At 54.8% G+C, this 15,640-nt stretch carries 13 protein-coding genes; 7 read left to right on the top strand and 6 right to left on the bottom strand.

Translation table 11 applies throughout. The features are described from left to right. Positions 1 to 88: 88 nt before the first annotated feature. Genes J3U88_RS03150 through J3U88_RS03160 form a run of 3 tightly spaced genes read right to left on the bottom strand, consistent with a single transcriptional unit; the run spans position 89 to position 4,586 of the window. Positions 89 to 1,246, bottom strand: a complete 1,158-nt coding sequence (locus tag J3U88_RS03150; RefSeq protein ID WP_207856677.1) for an HD domain-containing phosphohydrolase — start codon at positions 1,244 to 1,246, stop codon at positions 89 to 91. Beyond that, positions 1,243 to 2,409 carry a response regulator gene (locus tag J3U88_RS03155; protein ID WP_207856678.1) on the bottom strand — a complete coding sequence of 389 codons (1,167 nt, stop codon included), beginning with the start codon at positions 2,407 to 2,409 and terminating at the stop codon, positions 1,243 to 1,245. The genes J3U88_RS03150 and J3U88_RS03155 overlap by 4 nt, the downstream gene beginning before the upstream one ends. Further along, positions 2,406 to 4,586 (bottom strand): ATP-binding protein, encoded by a 2,181-nt coding sequence (locus J3U88_RS03160; protein ID WP_207856679.1) that lies wholly within the window; start codon positions 4,584 to 4,586, stop codon positions 2,406 to 2,408. The genes J3U88_RS03155 and J3U88_RS03160 overlap by 4 nt, the downstream gene beginning before the upstream one ends. A gap of 507 nt (positions 4,587 to 5,093) precedes the next feature. On the opposite strand from J3U88_RS03160, the gene plsY reads away from it, so the two are divergent. After that, on the top strand, positions 5,094 to 5,765 hold the full coding sequence (plsY, locus tag J3U88_RS03165) for a glycerol-3-phosphate 1-O-acyltransferase PlsY (protein ID WP_207856680.1): 672 nt from the start codon (positions 5,094 to 5,096) through the stop codon (positions 5,763 to 5,765). A 94-nt stretch (positions 5,766 to 5,859) separates the two neighbouring features. Here the strand turns inward: plsY and J3U88_RS03170 are convergent, their stop codons facing one another. Continuing rightward, complete coding sequence (locus J3U88_RS03170) at positions 5,860 to 6,663, bottom strand: flagellin (RefSeq protein WP_207856681.1); 804 nt, start codon at positions 6,661 to 6,663, stop codon at positions 5,860 to 5,862. 558 nt (positions 6,664 to 7,221) lie between these two features. On the opposite strand from J3U88_RS03170, the gene J3U88_RS03175 reads away from it, so the two are divergent. Continuing rightward, positions 7,222 to 8,190, top strand: a complete 969-nt coding sequence (locus tag J3U88_RS03175; RefSeq protein WP_207856682.1) for a class I SAM-dependent methyltransferase — start codon at positions 7,222 to 7,224, stop codon at positions 8,188 to 8,190. Positions 8,191 to 8,364: 174 nt separating this feature from the next. On the opposite strand, the gene J3U88_RS03180 is transcribed toward J3U88_RS03175, so the two are convergent. Further along, the gene (locus J3U88_RS03180) at positions 8,365 to 8,787 is read right to left on the bottom strand and encodes a type 1 periplasmic-binding domain-containing protein (RefSeq protein ID WP_207856683.1); all 423 of its coding nucleotides are present in this window, start codon (positions 8,785 to 8,787) and stop codon (positions 8,365 to 8,367) included. Positions 8,788 to 9,445: 658 nt separating this feature from the next. Here J3U88_RS03180 and J3U88_RS03185 point away from each other — a divergent pair. The 5 genes from J3U88_RS03185 to J3U88_RS03205 all read left to right on the top strand — a co-directional run bounded on the left by J3U88_RS03185 (position 9,446) and on the right by J3U88_RS03205 (position 15,138). Beyond that, on the top strand, positions 9,446 to 10,408 hold the full coding sequence (locus tag J3U88_RS03185) for a GGDEF domain-containing protein (RefSeq protein WP_207856684.1): 963 nt from the start codon (positions 9,446 to 9,448) through the stop codon (positions 10,406 to 10,408). A 296-nt stretch (positions 10,409 to 10,704) separates the two neighbouring features. Next, complete coding sequence (locus J3U88_RS03190) at positions 10,705 to 12,012, top strand: NAD(P)-binding protein (RefSeq protein ID WP_207856685.1); 1,308 nt, start codon at positions 10,705 to 10,707, stop codon at positions 12,010 to 12,012. 63 nt (positions 12,013 to 12,075) lie between these two features. Then, positions 12,076 to 13,158: a CPBP family glutamic-type intramembrane protease gene (locus J3U88_RS03195; RefSeq protein ID WP_207856686.1), complete on the top strand. Its 1,083-nt coding sequence runs from the start codon at positions 12,076 to 12,078 to the stop codon at positions 13,156 to 13,158. A gap of 617 nt (positions 13,159 to 13,775) precedes the next feature. Next, complete coding sequence (locus J3U88_RS03200) at positions 13,776 to 14,240, top strand: hypothetical protein (protein WP_207856687.1); 465 nt, start codon at positions 13,776 to 13,778, stop codon at positions 14,238 to 14,240. Between the two features lie 367 nt (positions 14,241 to 14,607). Continuing rightward, positions 14,608 to 15,138, top strand: a complete 531-nt coding sequence (locus tag J3U88_RS03205) for a tetratricopeptide repeat protein (RefSeq protein ID WP_207856688.1) — start codon at positions 14,608 to 14,610, stop codon at positions 15,136 to 15,138. 48 nt (positions 15,139 to 15,186) lie between these two features. Here the strand turns inward: J3U88_RS03205 and J3U88_RS03210 are convergent, their stop codons facing one another. Further along, positions 15,187 to 15,525 carry a winged helix-turn-helix transcriptional regulator gene (locus J3U88_RS03210; protein ID WP_207856689.1) on the bottom strand — a complete coding sequence of 113 codons (339 nt, stop codon included), beginning with the start codon at positions 15,523 to 15,525 and terminating at the stop codon, positions 15,187 to 15,189. Positions 15,526 to 15,640 lie beyond the last annotated feature (115 nt).

Genomic DNA, 15,640 nt, shown 5'->3' on the forward strand with positions numbered 1-15,640 from the left:
CTGGATGGAGCCTTTGTCTTTATTGATAATCAGGGTGCCGCCAAGGAACCACTTGGTGCTCATGAGGCGGCCCAGGCCATGGTGGAACTTATTCGTTCGCCGGGGCTTCCATCTTCACCAAAAAAGGTTCGTTCACCGCGCCGTTGGCCACGAAATTGCGCAGTCGCGTGATCATCAATGCCGTTAGTTCCACCCCGGCCGGGACCAACAAGACACCCCGGTTCGTTTTAAGGTTTTGCTTGAGGATCATCCCTTTCTCGAGCTCGGCCGCGGACAAACTTTTTTCGATCCACTGGAGTTGGACGCTCAAGCCCATCACTTCCAGCATCAGATTAAAAATTTTGGGATCGTAGCGGTCGCGCCATTCCTGAAGCTGGCTCTCAATTTGTTTTTTGGCAAAACCACGCAGCTTGAGCATGTCGTAATCACTCACCGCTTTGAGAATGCGCGAATGCAGCGGGATCGCGTCGCCCGCGACGCTGTCGTCCGGGTAACCGCCGCCGTTGTAGTGTTTTTCAATATAGGCAATGGTATGGGCGACTTCTTCTAAACGGGGAATATTGGCCACCAAATGGCTGCCGTGTTTGACGTATTCCCAAAACATTTGTTCCTCGCGGGCCAACAAGCGCCCGCCTTTAAGGCCCATTTGCACAATCTCGTTGGGCACCGAAACGAAACCGACCTGGGAGAGGTTGGCCGCAATTTCCAGTTGCCACAGCTTCTCGACGTTGAGGCGTTTTCCCAGGGAAACCGCCGCCTTCTTGAGCCGCAACGAGCGGTTGAAGGCAATGGGGTTGGTGATCGACAAGACCTCCACCAACATTTGGATGCTGCCGTTGAGGGTTTTCTCCAGCAGTTCCGCTTCACTTTTTACCAAGCGGTACTGCTCAAAACCGGCTTCGATCGCTTCCGCCAACTGACCGGTGCGACAGGGCTTGGTCAAAAATCGAAACAGCGTGCCCGAATTAATCACCTCGATCATGGCGTCCATATCGGCCTGGCCGGATAACATGATGTGGATGGCGCCGTCGTCCACTTCCCGCGCTTGTCTGAGAAAGGTAATGCCGTCCATGCCCGGCATGCGGAAGTCACTCACCAAGACCTGAAACGGGCCTGTTGTTTCAAGTGCCCGCAAGCCGGCCATGCCGCCTTGTGCCGTATGTACCTCACAGAACTTGCGTAGCTGGCGGCGACAGCCCGCCAACAAATTCGCATCATCGTCAACGATCAATACCTTTCGCGTCAAAGACGAACTCCTTTCACCTTGAGTTTCTGGTAAAGCAGCTCCCAGTGGGGGAGATGTTCACTGAGGCCTAAGCGTTCTAAGTAGAGAAGGTCAATCGGTTCCTGCTGGTCCATCGCCAGGATTTCAGCCGCGTGGACCGCGGCCAAGCTAATGCCGCCCCGTTCCGCGTGGGAGGGTTTGTGGTGGAAGGCGGCAATGCGCACAATGTCGGCTGGAATGCCCCAAATACACAGCAAATAGGCACCGACCTCGGCATGGCAGTTGCCCCATAGTTTGCGTTCCTCCAACAGCAGCTTGGCCTCGTCGTGGTTGCAGGGCAGCACATCCAGGAAGCCGCCGTGGAACAGAACCAGCCAGCCCACGTCGTGCAGCAACCCCGCGGTGAAGGCCTGGTCCGCCTCTTCCGGCTCGGCCTCTTCCTGAAGGCAAATTTGGCGCGCCAGGCTGGCGACCATCAAGCTGTGCTCACAAAAATCTTGCAACAGGCGCGTCTGTTTGACGCTGGATTCAAAGACGTGAATCAGAAGCACCAGCGATTTCAGCGTGTCCAAACCCAGATAGTTGACCGCGTGGTTGATGTTGCGAATTTCATAACGCAGGCCGAAATAAGGCGAGTTGATCAGTTGCAGAATGCGGGCCGTCATCGACACATCGCGCGCCACAATACGGCCGATGCGTTCCAGGCTCGGCTGTTCCTGGCGCAGTTCTTCCACCAGTTGAAAGTAGAGGTCCGGCAGGCTGGGAAGCTGCGCCGTGCCGCCTACCAGTTCCTGGAGTTTTTCGTTGCGGAGAATGTCGCGCAGAATGAGCGCCTGCTCGATGCTTTCTTTTAAATGGGTGAAGCTGCACGGCTTTGACAAGAATTGGTGGGCCGCCTTAACCGCGCGCGCCGCCATTTCGCGGTCACTGTGCCCGGAGAGCACAATGCGCACCGTGCGTGGGTAAATTTCGCTGACAATCGTGAGGAGTTCGGCCCCGTCCATGCCCGGCATGCGCATGTCCGAGATGATCACGTCGATGGCATGGTCGCGCATCATCGCCAGTGCTTCCTCGCCGCCCTGGGCGCATTGAACCGTCCATTGCCTTCGCATCTGCCGCATTTGACGGCGAAACGCGGAAAGGATGCGCGCCTCATCATCGACAAACAGAATGTTCAGCGTCATGAAGTCACCTCGGTACTGCTCTGGGGATCCGGGAGGGCTATGGAGAAGACGGTCCCCTCGCCGGCTTTGCTGTCAACTTCGATCTTTCCACGATGCTTGTTGACGATAATATCATGCGTGATCGCCAAACCCTGGCCGCTGCCCGTGCCGATCTCTTTGGTCGTGAAGAAGGGGTCAAAAATTCGGTGGCGAATTGAGGGCGGGATTCCTCCGCCGTTATCCTCGATTTGAATAAGAATACCGCTCTTGCGCCTTTCTGTGGAAACTTTTATAAGGCCTTTTTTAAAACGACCGCTTTTTACTTGTTCGCCAATCGCCTGACCCGCGTTAACCAAAAGATTTAAAACCGCTTGGTTGATTAAACTTATCTGGCAATGTACCAAACCCACCGATTCGCCGAGTTCTGCCTCTAGGTCGGCCACGTATTTCCACTCGTTGTGTGAGATCGTGATCGTGTTGCGGATCGCCTCGTTGAGGTCCGACATCGTTTTGTTGCCGCGGTCGGGGTGCGAAAACGCCTTCATGGCCCGTACCAACTGACTCACGCGGTCAATGCCCTCGCGCGATTGGCGCAGCGCCTTGGGGATTTCGTCTTCGAGATACGCGATGTCGAGCTCTTTTTCCACTGCTTTCATAAGCTGTCGCGCCTGGTCCGCCTTGGTCTCCCCAAAATTGACCTGGTCGATCAATTGGCGCAGTTCCTCAAACAGTTTGTGGTAATCGGTAAACGCCTCCGTGAGGAATTCGTTGTTATCGCCGACAAACTGCATCGGGCTGTTGATTTCGTGGGCGATGCCCGCGGCCAGTTGGCCGATGGATTCCATTTTCTGGGACTGTGCCATCCGCGAACGGGCCTTCTCCTGGCTGGTGATGTCGCGAATGACCAACACAAATCCGAGGATCTCGCCGGCCGCGTCGAGAATCGGCGTGGTCCGCTCGGCCACCATGTGTTCGGTGCCGTCGGTGCTCACCAACAACACCGGAAAAATGCGTTCCGATCCAGAATCCTCGTGGTTGGGCTGATGGGGATTGTGGGTTTGCGCATCCAGTAGGGTAAGCACTTCCTCCAGGGGCCGTCCGGTTGCATCTTCAATGGTGCGACCGGTTAAGCGGGCGCCCACCTCGTTGATGAGCTGGATGTTGCCTTCCGTGTCCGTGGCGATCACACCATCGCCGATGCAGGCCAGGGTCACCCTTAACCGCTCTTTTTCCTCGTGAATACGGCGTTCGGCCTCTTCTCGTTCGCGAATATCTTGCATCAGACGTGCCTTTTGACCTCGTTGTTTGAGTTCGTATTTGAGGTTGCGATGGGTGTTGATGTAATCCAGGCATAACCCCAGAAAAGGAACCGTGTAGGCCACCACCCGCAACACCTGCGCGCTTTGGAAATGACCGTCGAGCGGTGCCGTGGATCCCAACGCCATGTGGAGATGGACCACGATGTTGGGGACCACACTGACCAGTAGGGAGTAGGCGAACAGGTTGGGGTACTGTCGGTGGAAATGCGGAAATACCCAAATCGCCGCCACAAAATACAGAGCAAGGGGGAGTAAGTCGCCCGGTTGCTTCACAACCGACCCGCCCTGGAAGGGATTGAGGGAAATGAGGGGCAGTACCAAAACCGTAATTAAGGTCAGGGCGCCGAAGGCTGCCGCGAACAAGGTGGCTTTTTTGAGGTCGCTTTTTGGATCGCGTTTGCCAAGCGTCAAAAACCAACAGCCGCTGATCAGAATCCCGCCGTTAAACACGCGGCTTGCCAGCCAGGAAAGCGGAATCAGCGTGTTGGGGTCCGCATTGGACCCGATCACGCTGTTCGCCGCCATGACATGGTAGGCGTCAAGGCAGCCCGAACAAAACAAGGCGATGCTGATGATCAGCACCGCGACGTCGCGTTTGAGGAGATAGTGGACCGCCGCAAACACCGCCGTACAGAGCGCGATACAAAACGCGCTCCAGGTGAGCAGCGTATGGGTGAGCAAGGGTAATCGCCACGCCGGGTTGTCTTCAGCCAGCAGCGCCGACCAGGTGGGGGGCGGCGTGGTGGTGGACAAGGGGAGGCCCATGAGCAAAGCCAACAAGGGGCTAAAGCACAGAAGTACGATGGTCAGCGTGAAATGACGGGGGATCTTTTGAAAACGAACCTTCGAGAAGGTGTCGCCTTGCTGCACCTTTTTCATGGGTGAATCCAAATGGCTTATGCATCGCGGCCGGCAAATTTCACGACGGCCGGCAAAGGGGGAGGTCGGCCGAGGAGAAGGTGGCGGGACGCCGCTTTGGCACAATCAAACCTAAGAGGTGCGATAAGAGAGAGGGGTTTTCGCTAAAGATCTGGAGCGAAATGGCTTGGAAACATTGAGCCGGGGTCGTGCACAACTGCACCCGTCGGCCCTGAGCATTTTTACAGGCCGTTGCAGCTCAGAGGTTTAGCTAAAATCACCACGAATTTTCGCGCTTCTAAGGTTAGAGGGTTGGCGGTAGGAGGGGAAAGTGAAAACAGACTAAATGAAAACCCACGTAAAAGATAGTCTTGAAGAAAGTTAATATTTGTGGAAAAAGCGGCCGGGTAATTGGGCCAAGCGCTTGAAAAAGGAATGTTTGCCGCGGTGGGGTTCCACCGTTCCTTTTTGCCGACTTTGTGGAACAATAGAGCGGCATTCGGTTCAGCCGAGGAAGGTGGCGTTTCCATGACATGGTGGTTGGGTTTGATCGTGGTTCCCCTGGCGGGTTATTTGGTGGGCAGTGTGCCGACCGCGCTTTGGGTCGGGCGGCTTCTGCGTGGGGTCGACATTCGCGATCATGGCAGCGGTAATGCCGGCGCGACCAATGCCTTGCGTGTGTTCGGTTGGAAAATCGGCCTTTTTGTCCTTTTGGTGGACATGGGCAAGGGTTTTGTCGCTTGTTGGTGGTTATGGCGACTGGGACCTTTGCTGTCGCCCGCGTTTGAACTGCTTTCCGTCAGTTGGCAACTGATCGCCGGCTTTGCCGCGGTGCTGGGTCATATCTTTTCCGTGTTCGCCGGCTTTCGCGGTGGCAAAGGTGTCGGGACCGCCGCGGGGATGTTCCTCGCCTTGCTGCCCGTTCAGACCGCGCTGGTGATTCTTTTGTTCGTCTTGGTCACTTGGCGCTTTCGCTGGGTTTCGCTGGGCTCCCTTTCCGCCGCGGCAACCTTGCCGCTTTTGGTTTGGGTAAGTGCACGCTGGGCCGCCGCGCCGATTCCCGCGCCCTTGGTATGGACCACCACGGGGGTCGCCTTGCTCATCTTTGCCGCCCACCACCAGAATATCCGGCGCTTGCGCCAGGGCCGCGAGCCGCGTTTGGGTGAGGAACCGCAAAAAAAGGGGCGTGCCGGGTCGTGACGCCGGCACCCCAACGCGTGCTGTGCCCGCCGTGTGTCCCGATGGCGGTGCACACGGCTGACGATGCGAATCGGTCCCAGGGATGGGGGATGCTTTAGTTCAGCAGGCTGAGCACCGACTGGGTCGACTGGTTGGCCTGGGCCAATGCCGAAACCCCGGTTTGGTTGAGTACCTGGAACTTGGTAAGGTTGACCACCTCTTGGGCGATATCCGCGTCGCGAATCTGACTTTCCGCCGCCGTGATGTTTTCAATCGAAATCCCAATACTGTTAATCAAGGTGTTGAGACGCTGGGATTTTGCGCCTAAAGAACCGCTGTTGGCCGAAATTTGTTCAATGGCCGCGGTGACCTGACTCAGCACGGTGCCTGCCGCCGTGGAGGTGATCAAGTTGGCGGTGAGGCCGAGGTTGGTCGCGTCGATGGGAATCGTCGAAATGGAAATGACCTCGGTCGCGCGTTCACCGACGCGCACTGAAAATTGTTGACCGAAGACGCTGGTCCCGTCGAAGCGGGTGTCTGAATCAAGGGCTGTCAAAGCGCCCTGGATTTCCACCCATTCCTGGTTGAGGGCAATACGACCGGCTGAAGATGTGGTGCCGGAAGCCGCCTGTTCCGCAATTTCCGCCGCCCGGGTGAGCAAGTTGGTTGCTTCCTCGTGGACCCCTTCCGCCGTGGCGATCCGGCCGTTGGCGTCGTTGGCGTTGCGGCGAGCTTGCCCCAAAATGCGAATATCGGCGCGTAAGTTGTTGGCGATTTGCAGGCCCGCGGCGTCGTCGGCCGCCTCGTTGATGCGACGACCGGTTGATAAACGGTTAATCGTTTGGTTCAAGCCGCGCTCGGAAATGCCGAGCCGGCGGGTTGCCTTAATCGAGGCAATGTTATTCAGAATCGAAGCCATGAATTCCTCCCTGAGAGAAAAGCGTTGCGGTTCAAACGGATCGAAGACCGTCCGGCAACAGCCGAAACCGCAAAAACATCCGTGTTCTGAGCGCAGTTTGGACAAGCCCTTGTCCTGGGATAACACCATCAAAACCAAAAGGTTGGCTTATAGGTTGCGCTCATTTTTCGCTCAGGTAGAAGCAATGGTGGTGCCAGAAATGCAAAGGCCTGGATCAGATAGGGTTAGGGCGAATAGGCGAAAATAGACTATTGAAAACACACCACTTAGGGCACAATTTGCCGAGTGAAGGTGGGTCCGTTTCTCCCGATCGGCAACTTTTTCCGAGGCCCGTGGTGAAGCGGGTTCGCGAAGAAGCCGAACGCACCGGCGGGTTTTGTTTCGCCTTGCCTTCTCGTTGCGTGGTGGAACTTCAGCGCCTTCCTCGCGGTTTCCGCGAATCGAGCAAATCGCGCCTTCGGAAGGCGCGGGAAGTGGCGGTGCTTCCCTCTAATAAAATGGGAAGGGTAACCATGCATCGATTCGTTTTTTGGGTCATCTCAAGGGGGAGGCGCGTTTTTGTCTTTTTTTAATGAGCCTGTGCCGTGGGTTCGGGATCAACCCTTGATCGACATTCTTATTTGGTTAGAGCGGCAAAGCGCTACCCACGCGACCGGCGCGCTTTTTCAATGTGTGGTTCCCAATCCTGATTGGGGTGCCGGTTGCTATCCCGGAGAAATTTACGAACGCGACGGTGAATACCTGTGTCATCGTGCCCTGCCGATTTGGTTCGAATTGGCGGAAAGGGTGGCGTGTCGGCTGCGGACGCCGCGGTGGCGCGCGGATGATTGGTTGGCACTGACCTTTGAGGTCTTGGATCCGCAAAAAGTGCCCCATTGGTTTGTGGGACCGCGCGCGGAAAAATATGAGCCGGGCACCGACTTCAGCAAAATTGTGCGTACGGAGGAACCCACCTTCCTCCACCATTACTTGCATTTTATCCGACGTATTCCGAAACGAAACCCGACACGGGTTTTGTTGCTGGGGGTCGGCCAAGGTTGGGAAGTTGTCCCTTTTCTGCGGTGTTGGTCGCCGGACCGCCTGGCCGAAACCGAGTTAATCGGGATCGATCACGCCGCCCGTGCCGTTGCCGCGGCCCAAGCGCGCTTCGGTTCCCTCGGGCCTCGGTTCCTCGTCGCTGACTTGGGTGGCTTTGATTTTGCGACCCTGGGTGTGTTCGACGTCATCGTGGCGATCAATGTCCTGCATAGCCCGGCCTTGGACGGCCACCGTATCCTGCACAGGCTGCTAACCCATCATTGCAGGCCCAACAGCCGCGTGCTTTTTGGCTTTCCCAACTGTCGTTATCTGGACGGGGAGGTTCGTTACGGCACCAGGGTCGGGAAACAACGAGAAACCGAAATGACACCGTTGCTTCAAGAAGTGGGTTTCTACCGACGTACTTTGATCAAACATCATTTCGATGTGAAGGTTCATGGAAAACACACGGTCTTAGTCGAGGGCACACGGAAGCAATTTGCGCGGTGAAAGAGGTTGGTTATGCGAAAAGCGACCTAATTTTTGATGACACGGGTTGGATCGGTTTCCGGCTGGGGCCGGAACCTAAAAAAGCCGGGACGAACCCGGCTTCCGTTTGGTCTTTTTTGAGGGGACAAGGCGTTTGCGGTGGGAAAGAAGAAGCGCCGGGTTCAGCCTGTTTCGTCACAGGGAGATTTTTGCGTTGAGTTCCTCGAAAGAGCCTTCGATCGTGTCGTTGTCTGAGTGAAGCATCATCTGTTTGCGGAAAGCTACTTTAGAAAGGTATTTTACTGAAGCTTTGCTGGTGACAGCTTTGTTTTGGTCGTCGACAAGGAAAATCGCGTCGACGTCCTTTTGGGCGAGAATCACACGGTTAACCACTTGGGAAATTTGGCGTGGGCTGTCGATCTGAACCAAAAACAAATGTGCTTGAGCGATTTGAGGAGGTACTTGTATTTGGGTGTTTTTGGGATTGTAGACGACCGCAACTTTCTTAATTTTGACATTGTTGTTCAAAATTTCGACCAAGTCGGCCGTGACATGTTCATTGGCCCAAGTGAAGCCGCCTGCGAGAAACAACAAGAGCGCGATGGTAGAACGGAACATAAAGCGGTGTGCCTCCGTAAGTAAGTTTCACCGTAACCCATTATAAACCGATGTTTTGTCGGGGATGTAACGGGTTTTAATTCATCTAGAAAAAATCATCAAACACTAACCGAAAATTCGGCATTGAAGCTTTGTGATTGTTAATGGTTCGTGATGCTTTGGTATTTTGTGGTGGTGTATCCGGCTGATTGCGAAGGTTCATCTCCGCGTGTGTAGCCGCCCGCTGCACATGAATCATGTGTCGGGATACGGATGATTTGGCTGGAACCGAAGCGGCGTTTTTATCGCGCTTCTTAGGTTGAAGAAAACATTCGACGGGGCGTGGCCCAAAATAGGTCGAATCAGCCACGGTATGTGGTGAATCGTGATCCGCTCACAATCGAACCCAAGGATAACCGATTTTGGTTGGTAAGTCGAGTATCTGTTTTGTGAGCAGCGGGTCAGGCCCCTGTTTCACCCCGGCCGGTTGCATTGACCCGGCGCCCTTTATGGGCGGCGTGCCGTGCTTTTCGCGTCTGTTTCGTTTTGATGAGGCAAATGTTTGTTATCATGGTTTTGTTCATTCTCTTTTACCTGCCGCTTCTTTCTGCGATAATTCCTGGATTTCTTGAGCTTTGCTGCTGTGACGGCTCGCCTCGATCACCCAATGGAGGTCCCTTTGAAACGGCGCGACGAAACACCACCTGTTTTGTTATTTTTGGGTCTAGAAGATGAAACCATGCAGCCTTTTCTTGAATCGGTTCGCGAGGTTTATCAGGTCAAGGTCCTACAAGATGCGGCCGAGTTTTGCCCCGAAACCGCCGGGGCATATCGTGCCGATTTGGTCTTAATGCACCATGAAGACGGTGGTGGCACGGGTCTCCTGGAACGGGTGCAGCAGATTCGTTCGGTCAACCATTTTCTCGATATTCCCATTTTGGTCGTTACCGCGCGTGGGGACGGCGTGGACTACACCGCCTTGTTCGAAAGTGGGATCCGCGATGTCATCGAAAAACCCGTGATCATTCCGCCCGCCATGGCGCGACTGCGTACCCATCTCGAATTGTTGTTTTTCCGCCGTCTGCTTCAAGAAGAAACCAATTTGGATGCGGTTACCGGTGTGATGAACCGACACACCCTGGACGACCATTTACGCCGCGAATGGAGCCGGGCTCGCCGCAATCGCAAACCGGTTTCCCTGGTATTCATTTGTCTCGACTATTTCGAGAGTTTCGGCGCTTTGTACGGCCGCCAACCCATGGCCGACTGTTTGCGTTTGGTGGCGGCGGGCTTGCAAACCATTGTCAAGCGGCCTGCTGATTTTGTCGCGCGTTATGAGGAAAACACCTTTGTCACCTTGTTGCCCGAAACCGACGCCGAGGCCGCTTGCCAAATTGCGGAAGCCCTTCGCCGTAAAATCGAAGCCTTGGAGATTGACAACCGCAACGCCAAAACCGGAACCGGAACCATTACCGCCACGCTTGGGGTTGCCACCGGCATCCCGCGAGAAGACGGCGGGGACGCCCGAAAGCTGGTTCAACTGGGCCGTCAGGCGTTGGCCGAGGCACAGTCCCTGGGGAGCAACTGTATTGCAAGCTTTATCATGCCCAAGGATCACGCCGAGACCGATTCGGAGCCCTAGCCGTTGCCTCACTTGCTGCTGAAAGTTTGCTCAAAAGGGGAAGCGCGTAGGGTGCCTTTGCTTTTGCCCAGTGTTTGGCGAGGCGGTATAATTCCGCCCTTCCCTGATGAAATTGCACCGGTGTTTCAAGCCAAGGCTTTGGACAGCCCGGCAACGCCGGCTATAATGAGCCACCAGCATGAAACACGAGACGGATCGTCATGGGTTCCGCGGGGTGAAACGACACCCATTGCCAACTGCGCCTGCTGTTGACCGCGTGATTCACCTCGTGAACACCCTGTTTTTAAGGAAGATGCATGACCGCGAAACCTCAGCGTATCGCTGTTGTCGGCAGCGGTATCGGTGGATTGGTGGCCGCTTGGATAACCAGTCGCCGCCACCACGTTACCCTCTACGAGGCCCATCCCGCGCTAGGGATGGATGCCTTTGCCGCAACCTACGAATCTGATGGGAAGACGTACCGCACCGATGTGCCGATGCGGGTGTTTTTTGACGCTTATTACCCACAAATCAGCCGCCTCTATAAAACCTTGGGCATTCAAAGTGATCCCATTAACTACGCCGCTTCCTTCACCAAAATGTATGGCGATCTGTATTTTCAGTACCGCAATTTGAACATGCTGGGCATGGCTGTTCCTTTTCTCTCGCTGCCCGGTCTGCTGAGTTCGGAATCTCGGCGCATTGGGCTTGATTTTTTGAAGCTCGTGCGTCGTATGACCAAAGATCTTGAAACAAAAGATTTGGATCATGTGACCCTCGAGGAATACCTGGCCGAAGTCGGTGTGTCGCGCGCCTTTTGTGACAAATTTCTGTACCCCGCTTACGCGGGCATCTGCACCTGCTCCTACCAAAGCATGCGTCAATTCCCTGCATCCATCGTCATCGAGTACCTCAACAGCGGCATTGTCACCACCAACGTGCGTCGCGTGCGGTATGGGACCAAAGATGTGGTCGCGCGTTTCACCGAGCACGTTAAAGAACTCAAGTTGAGCAACCCGGTCCAAGGAGTCCGGCGTCGCGAAGATCACGTTGAATTGGTTGAGGTTGACGGTACCCTTGCCCAATACGATCACGTCGTTTTTGCCACCCAGGCCAACCAGGCCGACAAAATTCTGGCTGATCAAAGCCCGGCCGAGCGCGCCTTTCTCAAGGCCTTTCATTACGAATCTTTCCCCGTGGTGATGCATACCGATACGCGATTGGCGCCGCGCGTCAAAGCCTATTGGTCGCCCGTGAATTACCTGCTCAAAGAGGGCAGCGACGCGCCGATGGCGACCATCTGGCTCAATGCCTGCCATGAGCGAATGGGCGGGAATACCCCGATTTTTCAAACCTGGAATCCGCTCATCGATCCCCTCGACGGGACCGTGATTTCACAAATGCGTTTCGAGCGGCCCCGCGTTGATCATGGTTCCCTTCAGGCTCTAAAAAGCTTGGACACCATGATGGCTGAACCCGACCGCCGCGTTTGGTTCTGTGGGTCCTATGCCCATCGCGGCATTCCCTTGTTGGAAAGTGGTGCGGTTTCCGCCATCCGTGTTGGCAAAAAACTCGGTTGTTCCTTGCCCGCGGGCGTGGAAACTGAGGAGACCTTGGCCGGTTAGGTTGCGGCGTTCTCGACCTCGACGTGGTTTTACCCCTTTCCCGTTGTATCTCGGAGACCTGTCATGAAAAGTGAGTTGGTTCAAGTTGAACGCCTGCGCTGTTTCGAATGGGCACGCGATTTTAGTGATGACGAATTGCGGCTCCTGCTGCCGGCCATGCACGGGGAAGCCTACGCCCCCGGCGAGGTACTCGCGCGCGAAGGGGAGCACACCATGGAGTTGTTGCTCATTGAGCGTGGGTCTGTCTCTATTTCGAAAGGGATTGGCGGTGACACCGAGGCGCCCTACGTCTTGACCGAAATCGTTGCCCCGGCCACGCTGGGTGAATTGGCCTTTCTCGACCGCGCTCCCCGCACCGCGACCATTCGCGCTTTGGATGCGGTGCATCTCGTGCGCTTGGACCGTCCCGAGTTCGACGCTTTGGCGATCCCGCCGGCATTATGCGATAAGCTGACGGCCAGGTTGGGTTTAAATGTCATTCGCCACATCCGTTTAGCCGATTCTCGATTAATTGAACAAGTGGAATCACGGCGCCGGTTCGGGCACTTTGTCGTGATTGCCCTGCTCCTGGTGATGGGCCAAAACTACCTCACCGCCTACCTGCACAAAATTTCCTCGGTTCTGCCGGCCTATGTCATTTCGGTGGTTGCCTTAGCCGCGGCAACCATCGCCTGTGTGATGATGATGCACCTTGTTCGCCGACCGCTGCAGTTTTTCGGCCTCACCACCGCGGGTTGGCTGCCTGCCGCACGGGAAGGTCTGCTCATCGCCTTTGTTCTGCTGGGTGCCTTTCAGTTCCTTTTTCCAGGTCGTCTTGCCGTTGTGTTTTCTGAGTTTGTTTTAACCTGGACAGGTTGCGCCTATTTTGTTTCGGCTTTTTTGCAGGAGTTTACCTTTCGCGGTGTCTATCAAACCGCGCTGCAGGAATTTTATGAAGATGCCAAGGGTACATGGGCTGTTCCGCTGACCGCGATGGCATTTGCCGGTGCACACGTGATTCACAATGCGCGGCTTACCCTTGCTACCTTTGTCATTTCCTTTGTGTTGGGTTGGCTCTACATCCGCCATCGCAATTTGGTCGGCGTCACCCTACTCCACTTTGTCATGGGTATTATGGCCGTCGCCCTGGGAATTCTCGACGCTTAGCCCGCATTTCTCACAAAGGTTCGTCGTGAGAAGCTGAAAGCCTTGGGAGTACGAAGATTGCGACCGAGAGACGGCATAGGCGTAGCAGCTGAGGCGAAGGCGGCTCGACCGAGTAACCGAAGTAATCGCATGGGTTGCCCCGTAGCAGAATCCCTTGGGAGAAATGCGGGTTAGACCTTGGACGGATTCCGGTTTGTTGCTTTTTGGGGAGGGCGGGGTGCTTTTTTGGGAAATGCGTCTTTTTTCGTAACTTAGGGCCGTGGAATTTTCCTGCGCGTATTCGTGTTAGGATTGTGTGATGCATATCTCTTAATCCGCTGTTGGATGCGACCTGGGTATTTCATCCCACCTACCGCGGTACGTTTGAAAGAGAAGCATTCTTTTTGGACTTAGATTCTTCCTTCTCGGCGAACCATGAGCCGAATTGAGGTTTGATCCGTTTTTTTCTTCGATTCATTGATTTCTACTTTCGTTCACCCTTTACACCGTGTCGCCGCGGTTTTCGTGTGTTTCCGCCCCTTTTGGTGCCGTACCCTTTGTATCCAAGTTGCAATGGATTTGTCGGGTGTATGGGTTTCGTGAAACCGGCGGCGTCTCGTCAGCGAATAGGAGTCCCTATGGCGAATCAATGTATGTCTAGCAAAAACCCAACCCTGCCCACCGCCGTGAAGACGCGGTCCCTGCGTTCCTCCCCGTCCCAGTGCCCACATGAATCAGATGTGGCGCAACCTTTTCAAACCCACCTTTTAGAAGTCGTCGCTCAGGAGACACGGCTGGTGCGACAGCACAGCGTTCAAGAATTGAACGCCCAAATTAGCTTGGCCGAGTTGTTTCTTGTTACCGTGAAAAATGCTGTTGAGACCGGTGAGTCAATCGGTTTTATCCCCGTTTTGGACCTGGTGCGACTGGATGATAATGTACGATTTCGCTTCGCGGAAGATTCGCGCGGCGCATTAACCCCCGCCAAAGCGCGGGTCTTGCTTGAAGAATACATCCTGCTAAAACAGCGGGAAATCGCACGCTATCAAAACCCGATGAGCATCGCTTACAACGCCTTAGCCGCATCTGGAAAATCCGTTTAATCGCGGGGTTTTGCTTTTACTCGTAAAAAGCCTCCTTTTACAGGGAGGCTTTTTGTCTTTGGTGACTGGTGCTTCGCACCAAACGCAAAGAAGACTATTTGTCCTTTCTTGCGCTGTTTCATTGCTTGTATGGTTTCAATGGATGCTTGGTTTTTGTTTGTTGAATGCGAAATTTGGGTTTTGTAAATACCATTTACGGCCGATCTAATGTAAAGTCGGCACCTTTGCGTTCGTTTTTTTGGTTGACATTTTGATTGCATTTATTTTGTTTTGTGCCAGAATCGTGCTGTCCCCATCCCGGTTTTCGCGCTAACTGTGTCTTATTGTTGCGGTTTTAGCAGTCGAATTCTTTTGTGGAGGTCGATGTTTGCTTCAATGGCTCATTCCTATCATCATTTTTTGTGTCGGCGCCGCGGTTTTATACTTGCTGCGCGGGCATTGCTATATCTTCCAAGCACGGGGTTTGGTCCGGCGTGGCAAACACCGGCGTGCCCTCAAATGGCTGGAACGCGCGGTTGCGGTTAATCGTCATCATGCCGAGGCTTGGCTTTTACTTGCCAAAACCCTTTTCGCCCTCGAGCGTTGGGATGAAGCCACCGCGCCTTTTCGCAAAGCGCTGCTGCTCAATCCCGACAAAGCCGCCGAGATCCATTGTGATTTGGGTCGTGTCTTGGGGGCGCTGGATGATCGTGTCGGCGCAATCGCCGCGATTAAAGAAACGTTGCGACTCGACCCCCGCCACGCGCTTGGGTTTTACTATCTTGGCGAACAGTTTTTCCTTAAAGGCGAATTCAACCACGCTGCCGAGGCCGTTCAGCGCGCGCTCGATCTCGAACCCGGTATGGAGGCGGCGCAACAGCTGCGTAAACGCCTGGACGCCACGAAAAAATCAGCTTAACGATCAGGCTGTCGGGCGATAAACCATCCACGCGCCGGTTTTATTATTTTAGTTGCGGGTCGCCCCCTTTACCGCTTCCGCAAGATCGCCGTCCAACTCTTCCAGCACGTCGAAGAGTTTCATGAACTTCAGCCCGAAGGGAGTGAAGTGGTACTCCACCCGGGGGGGAATTTCCGGGTACGATGTTTTTTCGACCAAGTTGAATTCGAGCATTTTGGCGAGACAATAGTTCATGACCTTGGGCGATAAACCGTCGACCGAGCGGTGCATTTGACCTGGCCGGTGAACACCTTGACGGATGAGCACCATCAGGGTGAGCGACCATTTACACCCGAGAATGGTTTCGACAATCGGCCGAATATGTGACGGCGCAACCCGACGCGACATTTTTTTTTCCTGTGTTGATCCCATTTGACACCCCCTGGTACCTACCCCACCGGATTGTGCTTACTTGTTTGCATTCAAGTGCTTGCCTATATTCAGGGGCAACAAGGCGCAACCC

This window comes from Acanthopleuribacter pedis, from assembly GCF_017377855.1.
Lineage (GTDB): Bacteria > Acidobacteriota > Holophagae > Acanthopleuribacterales > Acanthopleuribacteraceae > Acanthopleuribacter > Acanthopleuribacter pedis.

Excerpts from the sequence above, each read along its gene's own strand:
- J3U88_RS03195 (WP_207856686.1), top strand. The coding sequence starts at position 12,076 with ATGAAAAGTGAGTTGGTTCAAGTTGAACGCCTGCGCTGTTTCGAATGG.
- J3U88_RS03155 (WP_207856678.1), bottom strand. The coding sequence starts at position 2,409 with ATGACGCTGAACATTCTGTTTGTCGATGATGAGGCGCGCATCCTTTCC.
- plsY (WP_207856680.1), top strand. The coding sequence starts at position 5,094 with ATGACATGGTGGTTGGGTTTGATCGTGGTTCCCCTGGCGGGTTATTTG.
- J3U88_RS03190 (WP_207856685.1), top strand. The coding sequence starts at position 10,705 with ATGACCGCGAAACCTCAGCGTATCGCTGTTGTCGGCAGCGGTATCGGT.
- J3U88_RS03160 (WP_207856679.1), bottom strand. The coding sequence starts at position 4,586 with ATGAAAAAGGTGCAGCAAGGCGACACCTTCTCGAAGGTTCGTTTTCAA.
- J3U88_RS03170 (WP_207856681.1), bottom strand. The coding sequence starts at position 6,663 with ATGGCTTCGATTCTGAATAACATTGCCTCGATTAAGGCAACCCGCCGG.
- J3U88_RS03210 (WP_207856689.1), bottom strand. The coding sequence starts at position 15,525 with ATGTCGCGTCGGGTTGCGCCGTCACATATTCGGCCGATTGTCGAAACC.
- J3U88_RS03180 (WP_207856683.1), bottom strand. The coding sequence starts at position 8,787 with ATGTTCCGTTCTACCATCGCGCTCTTGTTGTTTCTCGCAGGCGGCTTC.
- J3U88_RS03200 (WP_207856687.1), top strand. The coding sequence starts at position 13,776 with ATGGCGAATCAATGTATGTCTAGCAAAAACCCAACCCTGCCCACCGCC.